Annotated in this window: 22 protein-coding genes; 10 read left to right on the top strand and 12 right to left on the bottom strand. The window is 61.8% G+C overall.

Annotated features, from left to right (window positions below; genetic code table 11):
• Window positions 1-42: 42 nt before the first annotated feature.
• Window positions 43-1800 carry a chromosomal replication initiator protein DnaA gene (gene dnaA, locus KRX51_RS00190; RefSeq protein ID WP_218360964.1) on the bottom strand — a complete coding sequence of 586 codons (1758 nt, stop codon included), beginning with the start codon at window positions 1798-1800 and terminating at the stop codon, window positions 43-45.
• Between the two features lie 672 nt (window positions 1801-2472).
• Between dnaA and rpmH the strand changes: the two genes are divergently transcribed.
• The 7 genes from rpmH (at window position 2473) to KRX51_RS00155 (ending at window position 7575) form a co-directional block, all read left to right on the top strand.
• The gene (gene rpmH, locus KRX51_RS00185) at window positions 2473-2610 is read left to right on the top strand and encodes a 50S ribosomal protein L34 (protein ID WP_005511646.1); all 138 of its coding nucleotides are present in this window, start codon (window positions 2473-2475) and stop codon (window positions 2608-2610) included.
• A 12-nt stretch (window positions 2611-2622) separates the two neighbouring features.
• Window positions 2623-3003, top strand: coding sequence for a ribonuclease P protein component (rnpA, locus tag KRX51_RS00180; RefSeq protein ID WP_218360963.1), 381 nt, complete (start codon window positions 2623-2625; stop codon window positions 3001-3003).
• Window positions 2969-3283, top strand: a complete 315-nt coding sequence (gene yidD / locus KRX51_RS00175) for a membrane protein insertion efficiency factor YidD (RefSeq protein ID WP_218360962.1) — start codon at window positions 2969-2971, stop codon at window positions 3281-3283. The genes rnpA and yidD overlap by 35 nt, the downstream gene beginning before the upstream one ends.
• Before the next feature lie 60 nt (window positions 3284-3343).
• Window positions 3344-4360: a membrane protein insertase YidC gene (gene yidC, locus KRX51_RS00170; protein ID WP_218360961.1), complete on the top strand. Its 1017-nt coding sequence runs from the start codon at window positions 3344-3346 to the stop codon at window positions 4358-4360.
• A gap of 219 nt (window positions 4361-4579) precedes the next feature.
• A complete protein-coding gene (gene rsmG, locus KRX51_RS00165; RefSeq protein ID WP_218360960.1) occupies window positions 4580-5236 on the top strand; it encodes a 16S rRNA (guanine(527)-N(7))-methyltransferase RsmG in 657 nt (218 codons plus the stop codon).
• A gap of 227 nt (window positions 5237-5463) precedes the next feature.
• Window positions 5464-6405 carry a ParA family protein gene (locus tag KRX51_RS00160; RefSeq protein ID WP_218360959.1) on the top strand — a complete coding sequence of 314 codons (942 nt, stop codon included), beginning with the start codon at window positions 5464-5466 and terminating at the stop codon, window positions 6403-6405.
• Between the two features lie 48 nt (window positions 6406-6453).
• The gene (locus KRX51_RS00155; protein WP_218360958.1) at window positions 6454-7575 is read left to right on the top strand and encodes a ParB/RepB/Spo0J family partition protein; all 1122 of its coding nucleotides are present in this window, start codon (window positions 6454-6456) and stop codon (window positions 7573-7575) included.
• 144 nt (window positions 7576-7719) lie between these two features.
• Here the strand turns inward: KRX51_RS00155 and KRX51_RS00150 are convergent, their stop codons facing one another.
• The 7 genes from KRX51_RS00150 to KRX51_RS00120 form a co-directional block, all read right to left on the bottom strand.
• On the bottom strand, window positions 7720-8904 hold the full coding sequence (locus tag KRX51_RS00150) for an N-acetylmuramoyl-L-alanine amidase (protein WP_218360957.1): 1185 nt from the start codon (window positions 8902-8904) through the stop codon (window positions 7720-7722).
• Between the two features lie 72 nt (window positions 8905-8976).
• Window positions 8977-9297, bottom strand: a complete 321-nt coding sequence (trxA, locus tag KRX51_RS00145; RefSeq protein ID WP_218360956.1) for a thioredoxin — start codon at window positions 9295-9297, stop codon at window positions 8977-8979.
• A gap of 74 nt (window positions 9298-9371) precedes the next feature.
• Window positions 9372-10334, bottom strand: coding sequence for a thioredoxin-disulfide reductase (trxB, locus tag KRX51_RS00140; RefSeq protein WP_218360955.1), 963 nt, complete (start codon window positions 10332-10334; stop codon window positions 9372-9374).
• A 110-nt stretch (window positions 10335-10444) separates the two neighbouring features.
• Window positions 10445-11038, bottom strand: coding sequence for a sigma-70 family RNA polymerase sigma factor (locus KRX51_RS00135; protein ID WP_218360954.1), 594 nt, complete (start codon window positions 11036-11038; stop codon window positions 10445-10447).
• Between the two features lie 103 nt (window positions 11039-11141).
• Window positions 11142-14450: a murein biosynthesis integral membrane protein MurJ gene (gene murJ / locus KRX51_RS00130; protein ID WP_218360953.1), complete on the bottom strand. Its 3309-nt coding sequence runs from the start codon at window positions 14448-14450 to the stop codon at window positions 11142-11144.
• 26 nt (window positions 14451-14476) lie between these two features.
• Window positions 14477-16948, bottom strand: coding sequence for a hypothetical protein (locus KRX51_RS00125; protein ID WP_218360952.1), 2472 nt, complete (start codon window positions 16946-16948; stop codon window positions 14477-14479).
• The gene (locus KRX51_RS00120) at window positions 16945-17853 is read right to left on the bottom strand and encodes an NUDIX hydrolase (protein ID WP_218360951.1); all 909 of its coding nucleotides are present in this window, start codon (window positions 17851-17853) and stop codon (window positions 16945-16947) included. Before KRX51_RS00120 ends, KRX51_RS00125 begins: the two co-directional genes overlap by 4 nt.
• Before the next feature lie 112 nt (window positions 17854-17965).
• Here KRX51_RS00120 and KRX51_RS00115 point away from each other — a divergent pair, with 112 nt between their 5' ends.
• Window positions 17966-19411 (top strand): CCA tRNA nucleotidyltransferase, encoded by a 1446-nt coding sequence (locus KRX51_RS00115; protein ID WP_218362182.1) that lies wholly within the window; start codon window positions 17966-17968, stop codon window positions 19409-19411.
• Window positions 19412-19437: 26 nt separating this feature from the next.
• Window positions 19438-20058: a YqgE/AlgH family protein gene (locus KRX51_RS00110; protein WP_218362181.1), complete on the top strand. Its 621-nt coding sequence runs from the start codon at window positions 19438-19440 to the stop codon at window positions 20056-20058.
• 8 nt (window positions 20059-20066) lie between these two features.
• Here the strand turns inward: KRX51_RS00110 and KRX51_RS00105 are convergent, their stop codons facing one another.
• Genes KRX51_RS00105 through KRX51_RS00095 form a run of 3 tightly spaced genes read right to left on the bottom strand, consistent with a single transcriptional unit; the run spans window position 20067 to window position 22688 of the window.
• Window positions 20067-21134 carry a DUF695 domain-containing protein gene (locus KRX51_RS00105; protein WP_218360950.1) on the bottom strand — a complete coding sequence of 356 codons (1068 nt, stop codon included), beginning with the start codon at window positions 21132-21134 and terminating at the stop codon, window positions 20067-20069.
• Between the two features lie 2 nt (window positions 21135-21136).
• Window positions 21137-22111, bottom strand: a complete 975-nt coding sequence (locus KRX51_RS00100) for a bile acid:sodium symporter family protein (RefSeq protein ID WP_218360949.1) — start codon at window positions 22109-22111, stop codon at window positions 21137-21139.
• A 10-nt stretch (window positions 22112-22121) separates the two neighbouring features.
• Window positions 22122-22688, bottom strand: a complete 567-nt coding sequence (locus KRX51_RS00095; protein ID WP_218360948.1) for an SdpI family protein — start codon at window positions 22686-22688, stop codon at window positions 22122-22124.
• A 97-nt stretch (window positions 22689-22785) separates the two neighbouring features.
• On the opposite strand from KRX51_RS00095, the gene leuS reads away from it, so the two are divergent.
• On the top strand, window positions 22786-25662 hold the full coding sequence (gene leuS, locus KRX51_RS00090) for a leucine--tRNA ligase (protein ID WP_218360947.1): 2877 nt from the start codon (window positions 22786-22788) through the stop codon (window positions 25660-25662).
• Here leuS and KRX51_RS00085 read toward each other — a convergent pair whose 3' ends face one another.
• Window positions 25663-26052, bottom strand: a complete 390-nt coding sequence (locus KRX51_RS00085) for a hypothetical protein (protein WP_218360946.1) — start codon at window positions 26050-26052, stop codon at window positions 25663-25665.
• Window positions 26053-26056: the final 4 nt, after the last annotated feature.

Genomic DNA, 26056 nt, shown 5'->3' with positions numbered 1-26056 from the left:
CTGCGTTGACAAGTTATGCACCAGGAAAAGCCCAGGTGACAATTAACTGCGCGCGCGCTCCTGAATGCGGGCCTTGAGCTCATCAATCTCGCGCCGAGTGGCGTCGTTTTCACTGATCTCGCGCTCAATCTTGTTATCGCCATGCAAAACCGTGGCGTGGTCACGGCCCCCCAGCGTCGCACCAATACTCACCAGCGACAGGTTCGTCATGCGGCGAATCAGGTGCATGGTGACCTGACGGGCGTGGCTAATCGGACGGGACCGACGCGGACTGCGCAAGTCATTAATCGACAACCCGTAGTACTCGGCAGTGGTGGAAATAATCAGGTCAGGGGTGATTTCCACTGAGCCGCCGCCGGTGCCAAGCACTTCGCGCGCCAGTTCCACACTCGGCTGGCGACGCAGCAGTGAAGCCTGGGCAGAAATCTGCAACAGGTCGCCCTCGAGGGCACGGATCGAGGTGTTGGTGTGCTGCGCGATATAAATCAGCACGTCCTCGGGGATATCCATATGGTCGAGCTGTTCGACCTTCTTCTGCAGAATCGCGATTCGCGTCTCCAGATCCGGCAATGACAAATCCGCGTATAGGCCCTGTTCAAACCGGGTGCGCAGGCGATCCTCCAGCGTGACCAACTGGTTCGGCGGGCGGTCCGAGGACAACACGATCTGCCGGTTGGTCTGGTACAACGCATTGAACGTGTGGAAGAACTCGCCCTGCGTGCCTTCCTTACCGGCCAAGAACTGGATGTCGTCGACAAGCAGCACATCCAGATTGCGGTACCGACGCTTAAACGACTCCTGGGCGTCCTCACGCAGCGAGGTGATGAAGTCGTTAGTGAACTCCTCGGAGCTGACGTACTTCAGGCGAAGGTCTTTTTGCAGATTCAGTGCGTAATGACCAATGGCGTGCAGCAAGTGCGTTTTGCCCAGCCCGGAAGGACCCGCGATATACAGCGGGTTATAGGAACGACCTGGGTTTTCTGCCACAGCGACGGCAGCCGCAGCCGCGATCTTATTCTGCGGGCCTTGGACGAAGGTGTCGAAGGTGTACTTCGGGTTCAGTGATGGCTCTTCGACCGGATCACTCATTTGGCGCGGCACCGAACCGGAGATCTCCGATACCGGAGCGGGACTGTCGCCGCTGGTCACCACCGACGGCATGGTGGTCACTGAAGGACGCGGCGGTTCAGGCTCAGTGCGCTGCTGGGAGTAGTCCTGGGGTGCGTAGTCCTGGGGTGCGTAATTATGGGCCGGACGTGATGAGTCCACACCGGGCAGATGCGGCGGCGGAGTCTGGGGCTGCTGCTCGGCAACAGGTGTGGTCCGCGCCGGCTGATGGGGTGCCGGTGGCTCAGCAAACCGGAATGCCGCCTGTTGGTGCGTACCCGGTTCGGTGTAATGCTGCTGGCCAGGCGATTCTTCTTCCGGGGCGAACCACTGCTCTGCGGCTGCGCGCTGCGATGGTGCATCCAGCGTCGTCGCATTAGGGCTATTGGGATCAGCATTAGCGGGCTGGTCGGCGACAGTGAGCACAACCTGGACCTCTTCGCCCATCACGGCACGCATGGCTTCAGAGATATGGCGATTGAGCTGTTCCTCAATCAGTGCTTTGGCCTGCTTAGACGATGTGGAGAGCAATACAAAGCTGTTGAGCCGACCGACCGGATGCACCGAATGCAGCAGGGAGCGTTCCGAGGCCAGCAGTCGAGGAGTCGGATTAGCCGGGTCCTCGCTGGCAGCAAACAAGGTTTCGACGACCTGATTCCAGATCTGTGCGAAGTCTTGTTGGTCGGTGCTCATGGATGCCCTGCTGTCGTTGTCGATGCTGTGGATGTGAATGCTAAAGAACCGGGTGCGGCGATGGCGTGAAAATCGGTGATGTTGTCGCTGCTGCCGTCTCCCTTCCACAGTCTGCACACAATGTCGTCAACATCGGCTTAGGTACTGCGACCTGGATTTCCACACACTTACCCACAGATGTGGATAGGCATGGCCCGGCGAACAGCCATAATTATCCACATTGAACTAACCGTGATCAAGTTTTCCACATTTCTAGGGTTAACCAGGTCTTTTAGCCTTAACGTTGGGTTTTCGCGCCCGCTTGTTGAGTAAGTTATCCGCAGTTGTCAACCCTCTATCAACACTTGAGGGGTACCCGCGGCGGGGTGACCTGGGATTCCGTAACCAAACGCGGGTTAGTCGGGACACAACAATTCCACCCCTTGATTTGTGATCTTGGGCGCGGCGCACGTACCCTTATCGCGTTCACTGTTCCCGGGGTGATAGTTACCCCCGGATCGGTTTCAGTAAGCGCCGCACGGTCACCCCCCGACCGCGCTTACGGCCCGGCCGAAGTTGTTGCGATTACTTAGCGCATCGGCAACGGGTGAAAATAGTCATTCAACAGGTGATGTGCGTACTGCGGGCAATCGACGCACTGCGAACATCACCGGTACACCGAGGAGTTTTAGCGTGTCCAAGCGGACCTTCCAGCCGAATAACCGCCGTCGTGCTCGCGTGCACGGCTTCCGTACCCGTATGCGCACCCGTTCCGGCCGTGCAGTTGTTGCTGCCCGCCGTAGCAAGGGCCGCGCCCGTCTGTCGGCTTAATCACCGTCAACTGTGCTGCCCCCGCAGTACAAACTGCACCGCTCCGCTGACTTTTCAGCAGTGGTGCGTTCCGGCCGCCGCGCTGGACGTCGCACACTCGTGCTTCACGTCCAACCGGCGGCCGTAGACGTATCTCAGCCCGCCATGGCCAACGACGAACCCTCGGTTCGCCGTGGAGGCCCCCGAATGGGTCTCATCGTGAGCAAAAACGTCGGTAATGCTGTGACCCGCCATGCGGTCTCGCGCAAACTCCGGCATATTTTCGCTCAGCTTGCCCCCGAGCTCGATCCCGGCACCGATATGGTGATTCGGGCTTTGCCGGCCGCAGCGCAGGCCACATCGAAGGAGCTGGAGAAGGATGTTCGATCCGCTCTTCGCAAACTCCAACGATGAACCCGGCCGCCGGCATTCCGTGCCGGCGCGGTCATTGCTGTGGCTGATTCGGCTTTACCGCCGCTATCTCTCCGCACCAAAAGGCTTCGGAACATGTCGCTTTGAACCGACATGTTCGGAGTATGGCGTTATTGCTATCCGACGCTTTGGTGCGGCCCGTGGTGGGTGGCTGACAACACTGCGCATTATCCGGTGTGCCCCTTGGCATCCCGGTGGCTGGGACCCCGTGCCGCAGCACTATCCCAGCCTGCGTGCCTGGTTGGCGCGCATGCACAGGTAACCTTTGGAACAGGCCCGTGGACGGCCCGTAGACGCAACGCCGACAGGAGACCGCTAGACCGTGCTTAACTTCGTGTATTGGCCGATTTCGGCCATCATGTGGTTCTGGCATCAGGCAGTAAGCCTGGTCCTGGAACCCTCTTCCGGACTTTCATGGGTATTCGCCATCGTGCTGCTCGTGGTCACCATCCGCTTGATCCTTTTCAAGCCGATGATGAACTCGCAGCGCGCGATGCTGAAAATGCAGAAGCTGCAGCCCATGATGCAGGACATCAAAAAGAAGTACGCCAACGACCAACAGCAGCAGGCCGTAGAGATGCGCAAGCTGCAGAAGGAAATGGGCGTCAACCCGCTCGGTGGCTGCCTACCGATGCTGGTGCAGATTCCTGTGTTCATTGGTCTGTTCCATGTGCTTCGTTCCTTCAACCGCACCGGTGATGCCGCCCGCGGTTTGGGGCTCAGCGTGGAGCAGAACTGGAATACCGCCAACTACATGTTCGGCGTGGACGATGTCCGCTCCTTCCTTCTTGCCCGTGTGATTAATGCGCCGCTATCGGGTTCTATCTCGATGCCGGCTGAGCAGTTCGCGGCCTTCACCGAGCCGGGTCTGGCACCGGACTTCACTCGGATGGATATCGCTATGGTCGCCATCCCGCTGATGGTCGTCTCCGCGCTTGCCACCCACTTCAATGCGCGTATGTCGGTTAACCGCACCCTGCGTCGTCAGGCTGAGGGTCTGCAGAAGCAGGCCGACGGTGTGATGGGCCAGCAGGCGGACATGATGAACAAGATGATGCTGTGGTTCTTCCCGCTGATGATTTTGTTCACCGGTGCGCTGTGGCACGTCGGTCTGCTGGTCTACATGTTGACCAATAACGTGTGGACCTTCTTCCAGCAGAAGTTCATCTTCGGCAAGCTGGATGAAGAAGAGCGCAACGAGATTGAGGCTGAAAAGGAAGCCAAGCGTCGCGCCCAGGCCGAGCTTGCCCCGAAGGTTGGCGCCAAGCCGACCAACCCTAAGAAGGGCCCCAAGTCTGCGAAGTCCAACTCCCAGAAGAAGCGCAAGAAGAAGAAGTAGTTCTTCCCGCTTGCCCGTCCACGTCACAAGCCGCCATCCAGAAGGATGGCGGCTTGTGGTTTCTCTGGGTGGCTGCTGACTGAATTACACAGCTGTCATTCGTGGCTGCGTTGTCCTTCATCCCGGTCGGGCGTTTAGGCTAAAGGCAATAACGTTGATTGCGATGTTTCACGTGAAACATCGTCTGCTCCCCGCCCGGAGCCGGAAAGGATCCTTCGGATGACTGACCACGAGAACGCACCACTTCCCTCCCCCGATGACTCGCTTATTGCGGACACCTTTGGCGAACGTGCGCAGTTGGCACACCGCTACCACCAGTGGCTCGCGGAGGAAGCAACAGTGCGTGGTCTTATTGGTCCCCGGGAAGTGCCAAAGCTGTGGGACCGGCACATCCTCAACTCGGTCCTCGTCTCCGAGGTGATCCCTGATGATGCGCGGGTAGCCGATATCGGTTCCGGCGCCGGATTGCCCGGCATCCCGCTGGCGCTTGCGCGTCCCGACGTTCACGTCACTCTCATCGAACCGCTGCTACGGCGGACGACCTTTCTCAACGAAGTCGTCGAGGATCTTGGCCTGGATAATGTCACGGTCGTTCGCGGTCGCGCTGAGGACAAGGCTGTACTCGAATCGGTCGGCAAGTTTGACGTGGTCACTTCCCGTGCAGTCGCTCCGCTTGGAAAATTGGCGAAGTGGAGTCTGCCGTTGGTCAAACGCGGCGGCGTAATGGCAGCGCTGAAGGGCTCAAGCGCTCAAGAGGAAATCGCGCGGGATGCGAAGGATATTAAGAAGGCCGGCGGCGGTGCTGCGGCCATTGTGGAACTGGGCGATTCCACCGATGCCACGCCGACCTATGCGGTACATATCCGAAAGCGCTGAGCGCCAAGTAGTAATGCTCCTCGGTTTTTAGCGGCGATGTTTCACGTGAAACATCGCCGCTGTGCTGTGCGCAATGTTTCACGTGAAACATCGCATTGAGGGTGCTCTGTCAGACCGACTAGAGTTGCCAGTAGTCCGGCGAGGCGCATTGTGCGATCGCCAATCTATAGAAATCACCCGACCACGGTCCGCCCAAGCACACAGCGACGGCTAATGAGGGGAAATGTATGTCCGGGAAGTCCTGGGAAGACACACCAATTGCTGCTGCCGCGAGGCAGGCAGCGCGAGTGCGCACACCCAATCGACTATCGCTTCCACGGCCGGAGCGGACTCGTCGCCTGACCATCGCTAATCAGAAGGGCGGCGTGGGTAAGACCACCTCTGCCGTCAACCTCGCTGCGGCTTTGGCTGCCCACGGCCTGAAAGTTCTGGTCATTGACTCCGACCCCCAGGGCAACGCTTCGACCGCCCTGGATATTGAGCATCGCAGTGGCACCCCTTCTACCTACGAGGTTCTTATTGGCGAGTGCCAGCCGGAGGAGGCTATTCAGCCCTCCCCCGAGTCACCGAACCTTTTCTGCATTCCAGCAACCTTGGACCTGGCCGGCTCCGAGATCGAACTCGTCAACCTGTTCAATCGGGAGTCCCGGCTTCGCATGGCGCTTACCGACGACTTCCTCGATGAGCACGGCTTCGATTACCTCATTATTGACTGCCCGCCATCGCTCGGCCTGCTCACCTTGAATGCTATGACCGCAGCTGATGAGGTCATCATTCCTATCCAGTGTGAGTTCTATGCGCTCGAAGGTGTCACCCAGTTGCTGAACAATATTCGGATGATTCGGCAGCATCTCAACCCTCGGCTGCATATCTCTGCTGTGTTGATGACGATGTACGACGGCCGTACCCGCCTGGCTGAAGATGTGGTACGAGAGGTGCGCAATCACTTCGGCGAAGCGGTACTGCGCAATATCATTCCGCGTTCGGTCAAGGTTTCCGAGGCGCCCGGTTATTCCAAGACGGTGATCTCCTATGACCCGGGTTCACGTGGTGCGCTGGCATATATCGACGCAGCGAAAGAACTCGCCGAGCGCGGCGATTATCTTCCGACGGAAGAATCGAATGCCATTGGTGTGCCTCCTGAGCACTCCGACGGCGGCAACTCCTAACCCCACTCCCCCATTGAGAACAACAGATTTGATCGGAAGAAACTGACGATGGAACACAAAGAACCGCGCAAGGGTGGCTTGGGGCGTGGCCTGGCAGCGCTGATTCCTACAGCCGCCGAAGCCCGACCGGGTTTGGGTCAGTCAGCAGCCGATGAGCTTTTTGGGCCGTCACAATCGCGATCCAAGGGCGACTCTGGCCCTACCCATACCAGCGGCCCAATTCGTCACGGTGACGGTACAAAAACATCCACCCAGCAACCGACGAAGAATGTTTCACGTGAAACATCAGCGCCGCGTGGCCGTGATTCGATGGGGGCCACCTACCGGGAAATCCCGGTCCCGATCATCTCCCCCAACCCGGAACAGCCGCGCCAGGTCTTTGACGATGAGCCGCTTAATGAACTCGCGCACTCCATCCGTGAGTTCGGACTTATGCAGCCGATCGTTGTCCGACATATTCCGCGCGCAAAACGGCCCAAGGCTTTAGAGCTCGCCCGGGAGAAGAACCCCGATGCCCCGCAGCCCGAATATGAGATCATCATGGGCGAGCGGCGTTGGCGGGCCGCACAGATTGCTGGGCTAGAAAACCTGCCGACAATCGTCCGCGAAACCGACGACTCGGCAATGCTGCGCGATGCCCTGCTGGAAAATATCCACCGCGTGCAGCTGAACCCTTTGGAAGAAGCAGCTGCCTACCAGCAATTGCTTGATGAATTCGGTGTCACCCAGGCCCAGCTGGCAGACCGTATTGGCCGCTCCCGTCCAGTGATTACCAATATGATCCGCCTGCTTGCACTGCCGGTACCGGTGCAGCGCCGCGTTGCCGCCGGTGTGCTTTCAGCAGGTCACGCCCGTGCGCTCCTCGGTGTCAAGGGTGGCGCTGATATCCAAGAGCGGTTAGCTGAGCGCATTATCGCCGAAGGACTCTCGGTGCGTGCCACCGAAGAAGCGGTCACCCTGCTCAACCGCGACGGGGAGAAACCAGCCCCCACCAAGCGTGAGCCTGCCCCGCAGCCAAAAAAGCTCACCGCCTGGGCAGACCAGCTCTCCGATGAGTTCGATACTCGAGTCACCGCGACTATGGGCAAGAAAAAGGGCAAGCTTGTGATTGAGTTCGGCGATCTGGAAGATTTCGAGCGCATTATGTCGCTCATCCACGAGAAAAACTAACGGGCCACGCTTGAAACATCACGCTACCAGCGCAAACACATAGAAAAAGGCCGGACTATCTGTATCAGTGCAGATAGTCCGGCCTTTTTAGCAGTTAATGCCTTAGCAGGCGGTCACGTCTAAATATCGCGCCACCAGCGCAAACTAATCGTCGAACTCGCTTTGCAAAAGCTCCGAGATGCTGAACGTACCAGTGGGGCGGTCATCATCATCGAGCAGGTACAGGCGCTTCACACCAACCAGAATTGCCTCGGCAATCCGGTCCCGCATCTCCGGGGAGGTTAAAATCGCGACATCCTCTGGGCTGGTCAGATACCCCAGTGCTACCTCAACGGTAGGCATCCGAGTCAGACGCAACACATCCCAGGTACGCGCATGCGTGCGACAATCTGCCAGCGGGGTACGCGCAACAATCTCACGCTGAATCAAGCCAGACAGCTGCTCACCGACCAAGGAGCTGCTGCCGTGGTGGGAGCCGAAGTAGAACGTGGCGCAACCATGTGCGCGGGTGTTCTGATACCGGTCAGCCTGTAAGGACAACACCAGATCGGCGCCGAAGGCATTGGCGAGGTCAGCACGCTCAGTGATACTGGGATTACCGGTACGCGGGCGCGACAAGATGGTCTCCATGCCCGCAGCAACCATTCGACCCTCCACCCGGGTACCCAGGTCCCACAGGATCTCTTCTTCCGTCAGGGCGCCATAGGGCCCGGAAACCGTCATACCCGGCTTATCTGCACCCAAACCAGGGTCGATCACCACGCGCTTGCCGGAAAGCTTCGGGCCGGCCTGACGGACCTGCTCACGCTCATGGAAATAGGCAGCCGAACCACCGGTGACACGGCGCCCAAGATAACTCAGAGCGCGCAGCGTATCGGGGCCGCAGATGCCGTCCACCGTGAGGGCATAATTGCGCTGATAATCGCGCACCGCCTGGTCTGTGCCGGGGCCATAGTGCCCATCGATGCGGTGGGTATAGAAACCTAATTCTTCCAGCGTCTTTTGGAGCTGCCCGACGTCATCGCCAGTCAGCGGATTCAGCGGGTCATAGTTCAGCACCCGCGCGCCGAGCTTATAGGACGCTTCCCGCAAGACATGCAAGGTCTGTTCGCGGATCACACCATCGGAAATGATGCCGCGGGACTGCTGGAAGGCGCGCAGCGCCTGTTCCAACTCGGGGTCGAATAGATCATCGTCGCCAGACCACTGTTGCGGGCTGGACTGGGTAGCGTTACCCGCATAACTAGGCAAAAGGCCTAGGCGAGCAAGAGCTGCTCGCACCTCTGCGACACGGGGACTCCGGTCGCCAACCCGCGGGGACTTCGACACCGACACCCGAACCTTTCCTAATACTGCTGAGTAGGCCCCCGCACGGGGGCCGTACGGGGGTTAGGTTACCAGCTAAAGGTGCTTTTCCAAGGTTCGACGGATGTTGGCCTTCGGCTGTGCGCCGATGATCTCGTCAACCTTCTTCCCGTCCTTGAAAACCAGCAGCGACGGCAGGGACATAATCTGGAACATCGCGCCGAGTTCGCGCTCAGCATCGACATCGACCTTGGCGAAGTCGACCTGGTCGGCCATCTCTTCCGACAGTTCCTCAACAACCGGGGCTAGGGCGCGGCAGGGACCGCACCAGCTTGCCCAGAAATCGACAAGGGTGAGCTTGTCGTTATCGGCGACTGCCTCGCGGAAATTTTGTGCTGTCACGGTCTGAACAGTCATGTTTCTCCTATCAAAATACGGATATCTATAAAGTCTACGCCGGTATGCCGGTGGACTACATCTCGCCAGAGACGCTATTTGGTACCAATCTGGCTACCCTGCTCCCCCTGCTGCGCCAGCAAAAAATGCTCAGCATCAAGTGCTGCAGCACAACCAGTGCCCGCAGCGGTCACCGCCTGGCGGTAGCGGGTATCCACCAAATCACCGGCGGCGAAAACACCCGGCAGGTTCGTGTGCGTCGTCGGGGCCTCAACAACCACGTAGCCCCCATCGTCGACACGCACCTGGTCTTGCACCATGCCCGAGCGCGGATCATGACCAATGGCGACGAACATAGCGGTGACATCCAACGTCGAGGTTTCCCCAGTCACCGTGTCGGTGAGCTCCAGGCCCGTCACCGAGTTCTCACCCAGCACCTTCGAGACGGTCTTATTCATAGCGAAGTGCACCCGCTCATTATTCTCAGCACGGTCCACCATGATCTTCGAGGCACGGAACTCATCCCGACGGTGCACAACGGTCACCGACTTGGCGAAGCGCGTCAAAAACGACGCCTCCTCCATCGCCGAATCGCCGCCACCAATAACCGCAATATCGTGATCCCGGAAGAAGAAACCATCACAGGTCGCACACGCGGACACACCGTGGCCCAGCAGCTCCTGCTCACCGGGAACCCCCAGATAACGCGGGGCCGCACCCATCGCCAGAATCACCGTGCGGGCCTGAATCTCTTCCTCGCCGACGAAAACCCGCTTAATATCGCCCTCGAGCTCCAGCCGGTCCACATCCTCCATGTGCAGCTCGGCGCCGAAACGCTCCGCCTGATTGCGCATCTCGTCCATCAAATCCGGGCCCTGAATGCCCTCGGCGAAACCGGGGAAATTCTCCACCTCAGTAGTGGTCATCAGCGACCCACCAAACTCGGTGCCTTCAAATACCACCGGCTTCAGCTCAGCGCGGGCGGCATAAATGGCGGCGGTGTAGCCCGCCGGACCGGAACCGACGATCACAACGTCGTGGATGGTGGTATCGCTCATGGAAAACAGCCCTCTCGAATGGATGATGCTCATCGCGTCTTCTCTGTCGCGAAGCCTACCGGGCTGCCACCCACACTGCCCACGCCCCCATAACCGGCACCGACTACCAGCTACGCCGCCCCGCGCAGCTCCGCAAAAAAGTGCTGCTGTAACACTTCTCGCCCCCGAGCACGCCGCGACTTCACCGTCCCCGGGGCAACCCCCATCGCCCGGGCCACATCAGACACCGGTATTCCCGCCACATCCACCGCCACAATCGCCTCGCGTTGGGTGTCGCTAAGCCTGCCCAGCGCCTCAGCCAGCACCACCGACGTCGCCGTATCCGTCGTCGGCCCATCAGCTAAGCCCTGGCGGCCCGCGACATCGGCAACAATCTCATTGCTCATCGGGTCCTGCCAGCTACGCGCCTGCGTACGCACCTGCGTGGCCGCCGCATTCACCACAATCCGGTGCAGCCAGGTCAGCACCGAAGATTCCGCCCGGTACACATGCGCATTCCGGTGCGCCCGAATCAACCCTTCTTGGACCGCCTCCACCGCGGCCGCATCCGAACCACAGGCCCGCCTGGCCACTCGCCACAGCTTCGCGCCATGCCGGTCCACCAGACGCGAAAACGCCCGCGAATCACCATGAATATGCGCCCTTAGCAGCGCCTGGTCACTGTCTTGCGCCACCCGCGCGGCGCGCCCTCCCGCGAAGTTCATGGCCCAAAATGTAGAAGGCCCGCAGCCACCCGGCGCTAGCTTGCCGACGCTGAGGCCGCCGCACAGTGGACAACACCACCATGTGTGGACAACTCCAGCCCGATTAGCGGCGAGTCACCGACACTTCGGCTACAGATGCCGCATTAGGCATCGGCAACTGGGAAACCCACACCAGCAAGTACCGCGAAGCCGGGGCGCCCTCGAGTTCAATATCGGTCGGCCCGGTCACCAACGTCGCCTGGCCCAGCAGCGCCAAGGACTGCGGATCTACCGCATCGGGCTTATTCAGCGCGCGGATCTGCACCACCGCGCCCGGAGAACCCAGGATGGAAATCTCGCCCGGCCGCACCGGACCAGCAAATTCCAACACCACACCAACACCGGGCTTGAAGTCCTGCGCTGTGGTACCGAACTGGGCGCTATAGACCGAAGTGGACCACGCCGTAGTCGGATTATTGTCGAAAACCAGCACCGCATCATCGGGATTATCGGGGCCGGCAAGCGGGTCATCATTAGGCGCCTGCCACTCGCGGGCGTCCTTAATCGTCACAGCCTCAGTAATGGCATCACTGACCGCGCCGGGGCCGCGCTTGACCGAATCACTATCCACTGGCGAAGTGTCGTCGGAGTTGAAAATCGCGAAGGCAGCAACCACCACAATCGCCGCCACCAACACCAGGGCAACAATGCCGCCGCCGATGCTCCACAGGCGCCAATTCGAGGTATGCCGCACCGGCGCCAAGGGGCCAGTCGACCCACTGCGTCGGGCAGCCTCAGGCTCCACCGCCATCGCATTATCCGAACCATAGGCAGCATCACGCAGCCGCTTGGCGACAACACCCGGGTCGTCGGTGGCCGCAGCCTCCGCAGCCTCCGAAATTGCCTCCGGGACCTCAGGGCAATCCCCTAATAGATGATGCAGCGCCGTGGCTGCACTAGCCGAGTCAGTAGCAACAGTCGCTCCCGGGCGCGGCGCCGGGAAGGCCAGCACCACACTGCCGTGCTCATCGACACGCAACCGCTCCACCGCGTCTAGGCCCAGCACCGTGGACTCATTATGCGCCCGCTCAAGGCCCTGGAATAAGCCGGACGCAGCCAGCGCAGCGGCCTCCGGGTTCGGGGTGCGCGACACCACCTTCGTCAGCGGCGCACCGGGCACCCACTCGGTGACCACAATGATCTCCACACGGTTGACCAATACGTCGATCACCGGGGCCACCCCGACCCCGGCGACACCGCGCAAACGTCGGGAAGCAGCAGCGACTTCGCGGGAAGCCTCCGCGGCGGTCAGCCCGTCGGTAGCCAGAGCCTGCGGGTCAACGAAAACCAGGCCCACTTCGCGCTTATCCGTCTCCCCCGGGCCGGTGTACTCCACCGCCCGCCAGAACCGCATGGCCGGCACCGTCGCCTCCTCAGAGACCAACCGGAAACGGCCATTGCGGATACGCTCACCAGGCACGAAACGGATCGGCCGGGCGGCTTCGGTCGGCAATGGTGGCAGCAGCGGGGAGGCAATAATGCCGTCGGCACCCATCGCCGCGGACTCGCCGGCAACGTCGGCAGCAGCAGCGCGCGCATCGACCTCAGCCAGCTGGCCGGGCTCGGTAGCGGACTTCTTCACCAGACGGTTCACGCCCGGCACCCGAGACAGTGCGCCGGCCACAGTGGCGACCTCAGATAGCGGCGAACGCATCAGAATCAAGCCCGTGAGCAGCAGGAACAGCAGGCCGCTGATAGCTACCCGCACTAAGTAGCCCACCGAACCCAGCGGGTCGACCACACCGGTCATTTCAATGAGCCGGTCCAGCAGAATCGCCACCACCACGGCCATCAGGGACGCACCAAAAGCCCATAAGCAGGTGGTCAGCGCCTGCCGCCCACCAAGACGACCCAAGGTGCGACGCAGCAGCACCACACCAATAATCGCGCCGGCGACAAAACCGAAACCATTCGCCGCGCCGAGCAGCACCACAACCCGCTCAGGCTCAATGGCAATGACCGGAGCCAGCACCGACAGCAGCACCTTCACCACAGTGATGCCGGTAATAATCATCGTCGGCGTCCACGCCTCTTCGCGGGCGTAGAACACACGCAGGTGCAGCAGCACCAGGGCATACGGGATCAAAGTGAACGCAGAGAACGATAGCGTCCAACCCAGAATATCGGCGGTGTCCTTGGTGAACAGGCCGTAGGCAAATAGGGCGTTGGCGATCTGCTGGCCGAAGCCGGTGAAGAACACCACCACCGGGATCAGGGCGATCATCGTCAAGCGCGTGCCGACGGACAGGTCGCGCACCACCGCCTCGTCATCGCCTTCGGAAGCATTACGCGACAACCGCGGCATGATGGCGGTCAATAAGGTCACGCCGATAATGCCGTAGGGCACCTGCAGCAGCAGCCACGACTGCTGGTAAATCGTCACCGCGGCATCATCGGCAACTGAGGCAATGCGGTTGGTGACGACATAGCCCAGCTGGGAAATAGCCACATAGGTGACAATCGCAACACCCATGCCGGCGAAGCGCTTCACCCGATCATCAATGCCCCACAGGGGCCGCAGATTCACGCCGGCTTTCAGCAGCGGCGGCACCATAATCAGCGCCTGTACCACCACACCCAGGGTCGTGCCGATGCCCAGCAGCAGAATGTGCGGGTCCGTCAGCGAGACTTGCGCATTGGGATCCAGTCGGCCCGGCACAATGAAATACAACATCAGCGTGGCAATTGCGACGACGTTATTCGCCACCGGAGCCCACGCACCGGGCTTAAACACGCCCTTGGTATTCAACACCGCCATGAGCAGCGAGAACACACCATAGAAGATGATTTGGGGCAGCAGCAGGAATGCAAAAGCTGTTGCCATGCCGACGTTGACCTCACCGTCGGCAGCCAAGTTAATCCTGGTCAGGATAGGCGCAGCCGCAACAGCGAGCACCGTGACCACCAACAGCAGAGTCAGCGCCACTGTCAACAGCCGCCGGATGAAGGCCTCACCCCGGTCGGGGTCTTCCTTCTCGGCGCGCACCAGCACCGGCACCACCAAGGAGGTCAGCACCGCACCGAGCACAATCTCGGTAATGAGGTTCGGCAGCGTATTGGCGGTATGGAACGCAGAAGCGACCGCAGGGCCGAGCACCGCGCCGATAAGCACACTGCGCAAGAACCCCGTGATCCGGGAAATCAGCGTCGCAATGGCCATAGACCCGGTAGAACGCACCACCTCAGCATCCGAGGCCACCCCATTGTTATTGGTGGCGACGGTCTGGGTCTCTGCCGGGGGCCGGCTGAGATCCGGGGTGCGCTCCGAACGGCGCGGAGCGCGCGGGGCAGGGATAGGTGCTGGCGGCGCAGGCTGCCGGATCCGATCTCGCTGGCCGGGCGCTGCGGCGGGGGTCGACGCAGGATCAGTCACGGTAACCATTGTTCATGATGAGAGGCCTAGCTACGAATCTTGGTACCCCGTCGGCGCGTCCGGCCGACGAGGAATCCGACAACAACGAGCACCGCAACACTAGTAACCACCAGCATTGATGTCACGCCCGGGCCGGACTGCACGGTAATGGAAACGGGGGCGGAAATAGGTGTGGCCTGTGGGGTTTGCAAAACCATGGACAGTTCCGAGCGGCGCCGATCCCCAGGGTCCACATCCGGGTACAACTGCAAGGTCAGCGACCCCTTCGGCGGCAATACCGTCGGCTCCACCAGCGGCTTGGACATTCCCTGACCACTGAGCACCACATGCGCCGGCACCGGCAGCGGCAAACCATTCGACGCCACCACAGCTACCGGCGAGGCGCCCGTGGCACGGGTATAAAGCCCACCCGGGGCCAGCAACCGCACCGATTCGCGCAGCTGACGCACCATCTGCCACGTCTGCGTGGAGATATAACTGCTGCGTTGAGTGGTGATATTCGACAACCGATCCCGAGAATGCCGGTCCACCGTGGTGAGCATGCGCAGCACATCCCGACGCAACGGGCGGGTGAACTGGTTCGGGGTCAGCGACAGCTGATCGGAGGGAACCATCAAGTTGGTCAACTTCTGAATCCCCTGCGCAATCGACCGGGCCTCCGCAATGCCTTCGGTCGTCACCGCCGTCGGATCATCGGCAACAGAAACAACCGCGCCGGTGCCCTGGCTGTACCCACCAGCTAATGGGCCAACAGCCTCAGCCAGCGGCACGGTGCGCAGTAATCCATCCTCCACAGCCGACTGCACGGCATTGAGGAACCGAGTCGACTCCGACCGTCCCGCCGACCAATCCGGCGGCGGCATGGCGATTAAGGCACCACTGCCGCCATCACGTACCTCCTGGTAAAGCGTGCCGACGGCAGACTGCATCCGCGCTGTTGCAGAATCCAGGCGCAAAGAATGGCGGGCGGCGGGGGCCGAGAACCCAGTAATACCCGGATTAGTACCTGTCGCGGCAAGGGCGGTACTCAACGGCGCAGAAACCGTCACCGCGCGCACCGCCGGGCGCAGCAGCACCGCGGTACCCGGGTCGACCACTCCCCCACCAGCAGAAACAGTGTTGTCGGCGACGAGGGTGCGGTACTCGGCGGACTGCACCGCAAAGCGTGACACCATATCCGCCGCATCATTGGTGAGGTACCCCTCCGGTGGCAGGACAATATTCGGAAGGACTGGGCGGCCCAAAATATCGGAGACGGTGCCGGCACCATCGTGGAACCAAATGCTGGAAATATCCGGGTCCCCCACCGCCGCGACCGCATCGGCCTGCGCTGAGCCCCACGGCAACGCGACAACACACATATCCGAGGTAATAGTGCGCAGCCGGTCCAGCCAATCCCGGGCGATCTCCGCGTCCTCTGCGGGCTGGGCATTGCCCTCGTCGTCACGGCCCCAAGAATCACGCAAGCGAGTACCAAAGGACGCCGGATCGGGGCGCTTGGTGCCCATGAGGTAGCCGTCGGCCATGCGAGTGGCGGTGAGCAGCAACTCCGGGTCAATAGCGACGCAGGTGGCAGCCTTCACCTGGGTGCCAATGGGGCCCTGTAAATCAGTCAGCGCCTCAAGGCGGGCATTGAGCAAACCATTGGCCATAGAATCGCTCAGCGAATGGTTATAGAGCATTAACTCCGCCGCGATCGGGCCATCTTGGACCTCACCGGGCTGCAGCGGCGAATACGCAGCAATAGGCCAAATCAGCGACACCGGGCGCGGCTGCCCACCAGCAAAAGTCTCCGCTGCAGGCCCCGCAGCCTCCGGATCGGTGGCTTCCGCATCAGGCTCGGCAACGTCCTCGGCTGCGTCCTCGGTGGCTTCCTCGGTTGTGTCCTCGGTGTCCTCCTCGGCGCCGACACCGTCGGCAAGCACCGGCACCAACGTGCGGGTCTCCCCCAACAACTGCACAATGCCGTTCTCCGGCCGACCATTGGCATTCACCAAAATCGGATACACACCAGGATCAGAAATATCCAAACCCGACGGCAGTGGGGCGGACAACCGCACCGAGACCGTACGCGTCACCGAATCACCAGGCTTAATATCAAAAGACCGGCCGAACTTCGTCGCCGCCACAAACGCCGCCTCCGGCTCGGCCATCACCTGCTCGGCCTGGTCAGCGTCGGTAAGCGCATCCATCCGCTGCGTACGCAACGACACATTCTTCAGCGGATCATCACTGTTATTCGTCAGCTCCACCGACAACTGCAGGGTCTGCCCCACCCGCGCCGCCTGCGGACTGACCTGCGTGATCGACATCTGCAATGCGCCACTGGAATCACCCCGCGCCGAAGAACCAAACCACCGCTGCGCCGACTTCACCCCACTAGCATCCGCAGACTGCGCCCACGCAGCAGCACCCCCACCAAGCACGCCCAATACCAGCGCCAACGACCCCACCAACGCCGCAATAATGGCCCCTAAGCGACGCCGCCGCACACTCATCGCGGAGTCAACCTTCCGGCCGCACACTCCGCCCTAGCAAGATCCGGGAGAATGTCATGGGCGCGCCGGGCGAGCTTGCGCTCATCGGCATAAGCCAGTCGCTCCACCAGGCCAGCTACCGGCACCCACTGCACCTCAGTGACCTCCGGGTCCTCATCATCAAGATCGCCGTCGATATACCGCAGCAAATGATGATGCACCGTCTTGTGGATACGCTTGCCCTCAGAAACGAACCAATAATCAATAACACCCAGCTCAGCGAGGGTAGCGCCGCGAATACCGGTCTCCTCCCACACCTCCCGCTCAGCGGTGGCACCATGGCCCTCACCGGGCTCAACATGGCCCTTCGGCATAGACCACAGCAGCCGACCACGCCGATCCAGGCGGCCAATAAGAGCCACATAGATACGGCCCATATCCACCTCATTGGTTTTCGGGTCGACCGCTTCGGCCAGACCAGAAATCACCAGACCGCCAGCCGAGGTCTCCACCGACGTTGGCATCTGCGGCTGCGACTGATTGCGGTTATGCGACCGGCCTTTAGCCTGATTGCGGTTCTTAGCATTGCGGTTATTGCCGCCATTGCGGCCGCCAGAACGACTGCGATTACCGCCGCCAGAACGATTGCGGTTCTGGTTCTGGCCCCGCTGCCCCTTATTCGGGCCCCCACGGTTGCGGCGCTTACGGTTGCCGCCGCCCTGGTTCTTATTCTGCTTCGGCTGCTCACCAGGCTGCGCGGCCTTATCGCCAGCCTCCTGCGGCGCCGACGACGCAGCGCCAGAGCCCTGCTGACTCTGCCGCTGGCCGCGTCGGTCGCCAGACTGCTGCGGGCCGCCGCGGCGTCGCGGCCGACGTCGCCGCCGCCTGGGCCCATTCTTCGGGCCTGCGCCATCGGTGTCCGTCATGCCCAATACCCTAGCGGGCCACTGGACAATCCCGGGTAGGGTGTCTGCCGTGACTGAGCAGACTCCACATTCCCGTCCCGCCGCGGCCGACGAACACACCCAGCGCACCGCCATGCTGGCCCGCGCCGACGCCGCCATAGGCGCAGAGGCAGACCTGCTCACCCCACTAGCCGTCGCCTTTGCCGAACACAACGCCCAGCTGCACCTCGTTGGTGGTTCAGTGCGCGACGCATTGCTGGGCCGCCTCGGCCATGACCTTGACTTCACCACCGACGCCCGCCCGGACACCATCCGCGAAATCCTGACGGCGTGGGCGCCGGCAGTGTGGGATACCGGTATCGAATTCGGCACTGTCTCCGCCGAAAAAGCGGGCCGCCAAGTGGAGATCACCACATTCCGCGCCGACCAATATGACCAGGTCAGCCGCAACCCTGAGGTCACTTTCGGGGATAACCTCAACGATGACCTCATCCGCCGCGACTTTCGCTGCAACGCCATTGCCGTGCAATTGCATGCCGACGGCACCCGCACCTTCGAAGACCCCCTCGGTGGCTTTGACGACGTCGTCGCCGGCCGCCTGGATACCCCCGGGGCCCCAGAGGTGAGTTTCGGCGATGACCCGCTGCGGATGCTGAGGGCCTGCCGATTCGTGTCCCAACTGGAGTGCACTGTCTCAGACCGGGTGCGCACCGCAATGACCGATATGGCACCCCAGATTGAGCGGATCACGGCCGAACGGGTCCGCGCGGAACTGGACAAGCTATTCCTCGGCGCCGATCCGGCCCGGGGGATCAATTTGATGGTCAGCACTGGCCTGGCTGATTACGTCATGCCGGAGCTGACCTCGATGGTGGCGATGTCCGATGAACATAAGCAGCACAAGGACGTCTACCAGCACTCCCTGCAGGTAATGCGCCGCGCCATCGCCCAGGAAGAGCCCGGTGAACCGGATCTGACGCTGCGGATGGCCGCTTTGCTGCATGACTGCGGCAAGCCGGAAACCCGCGAGATTCACGATAATGGTGCCGTCACCTTCCACCACCACGAAGTTGTGGGCGCGAAAAAGGCCCGCCGCCGGATGCGGGAACTCAAATACCCCAAGCGCATCACCAATGACGTCTACCAGCTGGTCTACCTGCACATGCGCTTCTACGGCTATGGCGAAGGCAAGTGGACTGACTCAGCTGTGCGTCGTTATGTCACCGACGCCGGGCACCTGCTGGACCGGCTCAATAAACTCGTCCGCGCCGACTGCACCACCCGCAATAAGAAGAAGGCCGCCCGGCTAGCCCGGGCCTGCGACAACCTCGAGGAACGGATCGCGGAAATCGCTGAAAAGGAGAACCTGGCCAAGGTACGCCCGGATCTCGACGGCAACGAGATCATGGAAATCCTGGACATTCCCGCCGGCCCCAACGTCGGTAAAGCGTGGAAGCACCTCAAGGACCTGCGGCTAGACCGCGGCCCCATGGAGCGCGAGGACGCCATCCTGGAATTGAAGAACTGGTGGTACGCGCAGTCCAACCCCGATGAGCCGGAAACGGATGAATCGGCATAATGGCGGGCATGAATCCTGAGTTCAACATGTCCGGTGAGCGCCTATTCGACAATCTCGAGCGCATCACCCCCGAGGCCGGCATGTTGCTGGTGGCGGCGCCGAATATGCGCTCTGGTGAGTTCGCCCGGTCCGTCATCTTCATCATTGAGCACGATGAGGCCGGCACCCTCGGCGTGGATCTGACCACCCGCTCGGAAACCCCGGTGCATAATGTGCTGCCGGAATGGGCCGACATGATGGTCAAGCCCCCGGTGGTCTACGTCGGCGGGCCAGTCAACCAAACCCAGCCGATCTGCCTGGGTGTGGTTGCCAATGGCGCTGAGTTGCCGACCATGCCTGTCGCAGAGCTCGGCGGCGCGCCTTTGATGCAGCCGCTGGCCAGCAGGTTCGCCATTATTAACCTGGCCGCCGAGCCTGAGCAGCTCTCCGGGCTGTTCACCGGGGCGCGGCTATTCGCCGGCTATGCGGGTTGGGGCGCCGGCCAGCTCGATGACGAGATCCAGGCCGGCGACTGGTTCGTCGCCCCCGCCCTGCCCTCGGATCTGCTCGCCCCTGCGCTTGCCGACGTATGGGGCGACGTCATGCGCCGCCAGGACTGGCCGCTACCGCTGTACGCGACCTTCCCCAGCAATACCGCCGATAACTAGGCCGGCCGCTAAACCCGCAGGTGGCCAATATTGAGCCACGCCGGGTCATGCGCGGCGTGCACCTCATGCTCGCCCTGCTGCCAGGTATCGGCCTTGGCCCGGATCTCCTCGACGAGGCCGGCGTCGCTGCGCACGTAGAAGTGCAGCAACCGCACCCCATCGCAGGTTTCCGCGGCAACGAAGGCACCCTTATCGCCCAGGCAGTCGGCCATATCCTGGCCCAACTCATCCAGCGCGGTGATCGATTCCTGCGTCGGCAAGCCCTGCTCGTCGACATGCGAGTACAGCAGCTGTACCGCAATATGCTCATCAAGCAGCGGGTCTACCAGCGGTGATAGTGGGCCACGGGCGGTGACGTGCACCGGGGAACCATCGGATTCGCCCTCGAGGCCGTACCAAGCCGGGCAGGTATCGGCGACCTGAGCGACCACCCCGGGCAGCTCAGCTAGCGGGATGGACTCCTCGGGCACCTCGCGGGAGAAAATGATCTGGCCCAGCCACAGGCCCAGGGCTTCTTCACCAAGGGTGAGCTGCAGCAGCATGAAACCAATCTGGGTGACATCGCGCTCGGCTTGTTCGGTGGCTTCGCTCTCATCTCCGGGCTCCACCGCATCGAGCAGTTCGCCGAAAACGGGGTGGTAGAGGCGCACTCCGACGATGGTGGTGCCCACCATGGTCTCCACCACAGCCTCGGCTGGGTCAATGGTGTGACCAGCCCAGGTGATGCTTGCCGACGGGTCGGGCTGGCGCATATCGGTAATGGCCCACACCTCGTCATCAGCCGGGGCGGCCTGGATGACTCGGCGTGCCACCGGGCGCAGTTCCGGGTCGCCGCCGGCGGTGATGGTAAAGAGGTGGCGGGAATCATTGCCGGGGCCGAAACCCCAGGCTAGGCGGGGATCGATGTCGGCAACGCGCTTGCCGACGGCCTGCTGCACATCGACCGGGTCACCGGTGCCGGTGAACATGGCGTCGAGACGCTGGGCGCCGGACTGGTTCCACCAATCCCATAGGGCAGCAATCGCCTCGGGGCTCGGCGGCGTGGTGGGCTGGGGCTGGGCGTTGTTGTCGGTCATGCCTATGGTCTATCAGGATCTGCGACCTCGCGGCCCCACCGGGCGGCATAGACCGCACAAATCATGAGCTGAATCTGGTGGAAAATCATCAGCGGCACAATGATGAGGCCCGCCTGGGGCCCGAAAATCACCGCTGCCATGGGCAGGCCAGTGGCCAGGGACTTCTTCGACCCGCAGAACTGGATCGCGATCCGGTCTGCCCGGTTGAAGCCCAACCGGTTGGCCAACCAGCCGGAACCGCGCAGCATCGCTTCGACCAGCAGAATCGACAACACCACCAGCAGCACAATGTCGGTCACCGGCACCGAATCCCACACGCCTTGCACAATGCCCTGGGAGAAGGCGGAGTACACCACCATGCCGATACCCAGGCGGTCCACATTTTTCGTTCGTTTGGCTGCGGCGAAGGGCAATACCCAGCGTCGGGTGAGCTGGCCGAGCGCGAAGGGCACCAATAACTGCAGTGAAATATCGATGAATACTGAGCCATCGACTTTTACCGCCCCGCCGGTGGCCATCAGCAGCATCACCAGCAGTGGGGTGAGCACGATGCCCAGCAAGTTTGAGGCCGAGGCGCTGACAATGGCGCCGGCGATATTGCCATGCGCCACCGAGGTGAAATTCACGCTGGACTGCACTGTTGACGGCACTAGCGTGAGGTACAAAATACCGAGATATAGCCCCGGGGCGAGCACCATATCCAAAGGCTTCGCCGCCAGCCCCACCAGGGGAAACACTACGAAGGTGAGTGCCAGAATGGTCAGGTGCAGCCGCCAATGTTTCAGGCCGTCAAAAGCCTCAGCGGGGCTTAGGCGAGCACCGTAGAGGAAAAACAGCAGCGCAATTGCAAGTTTCGTCGCCAGGCTGAACCCCTCGGCGAACTCACCACGCGCCGGCCAGATAATGGCCAGCACCACCGCCAACACAATAAGAACAATCAGCGGGTCCGGGCGGTAGTTCTTCAAGCGCTGCAGCATAACCAGGCCCCTATGCGCCGCCCTGGCCGTCGGCATTGCCTGCGGCGCGGCGCAGCGCGTCGAGGTCCACATTCGCAGGTTTCGAACCGGCAGCGGGGGCGCTGTTCTCGCAGGAACCGCAGGAGCCGCAGGAATCATCACTGCCGCAGCCGTGGCTGGTTTCCGCAGCCGCGGTGCTGCCGCAGCCACCTGAGGAGCAGCAGTCGCCATCGTCGGACTCCGCCTTGCGCTTGGTGTCCAAGATGGCGATGGTGTGCGAACCAATAGCGGCGCCCACACCGATCATGAACACACCTACCAGGGCGATAAGCACCACGAAGAACCACAGCCAGCCCGACGACTCAGGTTGGGTGGCCAGTAAAGCCAGCGCCGCGGAGCCCAAAAACGCCCCGGCGGCAGCAGCCCACGGGGGGCCGGCGACCTGGTGGGTGATGTCCCAGTTCTCTTTGCTTTCGCGGGCCTCGGGGGCACGGATGCCGATATAGCTGTTGCCGGGCAGGCGTTTTGTCCAGGCCAGGGCAGCTACGACACCGACGAACAGGGCGATAACCAGCAAAACCACGGGAATGGCGATCATGGCGCCGAGTTTACGTCGCCGTGGTTCATCCGCCGCGTTCGGATAGCAGGTGAGGCCCACCAGGACTGTGGCTGATGAGCCGTTACACTGTCTTTCCATGACTAACAGCGGGAATATTGCCGAGGCGAATAACAATTACACACCCGATGTCGCAGCAGCCATCGAATCGAAGTGGCAGGGCTATTGGGCTAGCAGTGGCACGTTTAATGCACCGAACCCGGTCGGTCAGCTAGCACCGGCCGATGGTGCAGCGCTGCCTCAGCAGAAGCTGTTCGTCCAGGACATGTTCCCCTACCCCTCAGGTGTGGGCCTGCACGTCGGCCACCCGCTGGGCTATATCGCCACCGACGTTTTCGCCCGCTTCCACCGCATGCAGGGCGCCAACGTTTTGCACACCCTGGGCTACGACGCCTTCGGCCTGCCTGCTGAGCAGTACGCGGTACAGACCGGCACTCACCCGCGCACCACCACCGAGGCCAATATCGCCAATATGGAGCGCCAGCTGGGCCGCCTGGGCCTGGGCCACGATAAGCGCCGCTCGTTTGCCACCACGGACACTGACTACTACCGGTGGACCCAGTGGATTTTCCTGCAGATTTTCGACTCCTGGTTCGATGAGCGCGATGGCCGGGCGCACCCCATTAGTGAGCTTGTCGACGCTTATGCCAGCGGTGAGGTGCCGCTTCCCGACGAGTTCGCCGGGCGCAGCTGGCAGGACCTGTCCACTGTTGAGCAGGAGCGCGCCCTAGAGGCCCGCCGCCTGGTGTACCGCTCAAATTCGACGGTGAATTGGTGCCCGGGCCTGGGCACCGTGTTGTCCAATGAGGAAGTCACCGCCGAGGGCCGCTCTGAGCGCGGTAATTTCCCGGTCTTCCGGAAGCGGCTCGGCCAGTGGATGATGCGGATTACCGCCTACGCGGACCGCCTTACCGACGATCTTGAGTTGCTGGACTGGCCGGACAAGGTCAAGACCATGCAGCGCAACTGGATCGGCCGCTCCCGGGGCGCGGAGGTGACCTTCACCGCTGAAGCCCACGGCCAGACCCACGACATCACCGTGTTCACCACCCGCCCGGACACGCTGTTCGGTGCGACCTATATGGTGCTCGCCCCCGAGCTTGACCTGGTCGACGAACTCGTCGCCGATGAGTGGCCGGAGGGCACCCGGGACGCCTGGACTGGTGGCGCCGCCACCCCGGCTGAGGCCGTAAGGAAGTACCGGGCGGAGGCTGCGGCGAAGTCTGACTTAGAGCGCCAGGAGAATAAGGATAAGTCCGGTGTTTTCACCGGTACTTTCGCCACTAACCCGGTCTCTGGTGAGCAGGTCCCGGTCTTTATTGCGGACTATGTGCTGGCTGGCTACGGCACCGGCGCAATTATGGCCGTTCCCGCCCATGACCAGCGTGACTACGATTTCGCCAAGGCCCTGGACCTGCCGATTGTTCAGGTAGTCTCCGGCGGCGATATTTCCACCGAGGCGTTCACCGGCGATGGTGTGGCGGTGAATTCCGCCAATGATTCGGGTCTTGATATCAACGGCTTGGGCGTAGCTGAGGCAAAGGAAGCCACTATCGCTTGGCTCGAACAGCGCTCCGCCGGCACCGGGGCCACCCAGTACAAGCTGCGCGATTGGCTTTTCGCCCGCCAGCGTTATTGGGGCGAGCCTTTCCCCGTGGTCTACGACGAGGACGATGTGGCCCACCCCCTGCCGGAATCCATGCTGCCGGTCGAGCTGCCTGAGGTGGAGGACTATAAGCCCGTCACTTTCGACCCCGATGATGCCGATACTGAGCCGCAGGCCCCGCTGGCCAAGGCCACCGATTGGGTCACCGTGGAACTCGATTTGGGTGAGGGCAAGAAGACCTACCGCCGCGATACCAACGTCATGCCTAACTGGGCGGGTTCTTCCTGGTACCAGTTGCGCTATATCGACCCGAAGAATGATGACGAGTTCTGCGCGCTGGAAAATGAGCGTTACTGGACGGGTCCGCGTCCCGACGTGCACGGCGAAGGCGATCCGGGCGGTGTGGACCTCTACGTCGGCGGTGTCGAGCATGCTGTGTTGCACCTTCTCTACACCCGCTTCTGGCATAAGGTGCTCTACGACTTGGGCTATGTCAGCTCCGTGGAGCCCTACCGTCGGTTGTTCAACCAGGGCTATATCCAGGCCCACGCCTACACCGACGCCCGCGGCGTGTACATGCCCGCAGCCGAGGTTGTGGAGCGCGACGGCAAGTTCTTCGTCGGTGACACCGAGGTGTTCCAGGAATACGGCAAGATGGGCAAGTCCCTGAAGAATGCCGTCTCCCCCGATGAGATCTGTGAGAATTACGGCGCTGACACCTTGCGTGTCTACGAGATGGCTATGGGGCCATTGGATACGTCGCGACCCTGGGCGACGAAGGACCTGGTGGGTTCGCAGCGTTTCCTGCAGCGCGCCTGGCGCCTGGTGGTCGACCAGAACACCGGCGGCCTAGGAGTATCCGATGAGGCGCTGAGTGAGGATGACCTCAAGGCGCTGCACCGCACCGTCGAGGCAGTCACCACCGATTACGCAGAGCTGCGGGATAACACTGCCGTCGCCAAGCTCATTGAGTACGTCAATTACCTGACCAAGACCTACGGTGATACCGCTGCCCCGCGTGCGGCCGTTGAACCGCTGGTGCTCATGCTCGGCCCGGTCGCCCCGCATATTGCTGAGGAATTGTGGCAGCGCCTGGGCAATGACAAGTCCCTGGCGCATGGCCCGTGGCCGACCTATGACGAGAAGTACCTGGTTGATGATTCGGTCGAATACCCGGTGCAGATCAACGGCAAGGTGCGCTCGCGTGTGACGGTGCCTGCCGACGCTGACCGCGAGGCTGTCGAGGCTGCGGCGAAGGCTGATGAGCGCATCGCCAGCTACCTCGAGTCCGGTGAGATCAAGAAGGTCATTGTTGTGCCCGGCAAGATGGTCAACCTCGTAGTCAAGTAGTTAGCGCACGCCCAGCATGGCGATGGGCAGGGTGCCGGTCATCCAGATCAGGGTGAACGGCATCAGTACCCAGCACATCGCCAGCCAGGGCCGCCAGCGCAGCCTGCGGCTCCACTGCACCCAGGTCAGCCAGAAACACCCCAGCGCGCCGAAGAGGCTGACCAGGCTCGGCACAATCGGGAATAGCAGCTCAAAGGTGTGCGAGCAGATGAAGTGGGATTTGCCGGCAGCACAGATCGGCCCGCCGGTGACCGCGCCGATAATGGCGATGATGGCTGCGGACAAAAATGTCGCGGCGATAACTCCGGCGGTATAGGCGTAGGCGCGCCGCCCGGAGCGTTCATTGCGTTCCAAGCGCTCGAGTGGATCGGAGATCTCGTCGGTAGCCATGTAG

It is taken from the genome of Corynebacterium sp. TAE3-ERU12, from assembly GCF_019209905.1.
In the GTDB taxonomy this organism is placed as follows: Bacteria; Actinomycetota; Actinomycetes; order Mycobacteriales; family Mycobacteriaceae; genus Corynebacterium.
This window is presented reverse-complemented; position numbering and strand designations above follow the sequence as displayed.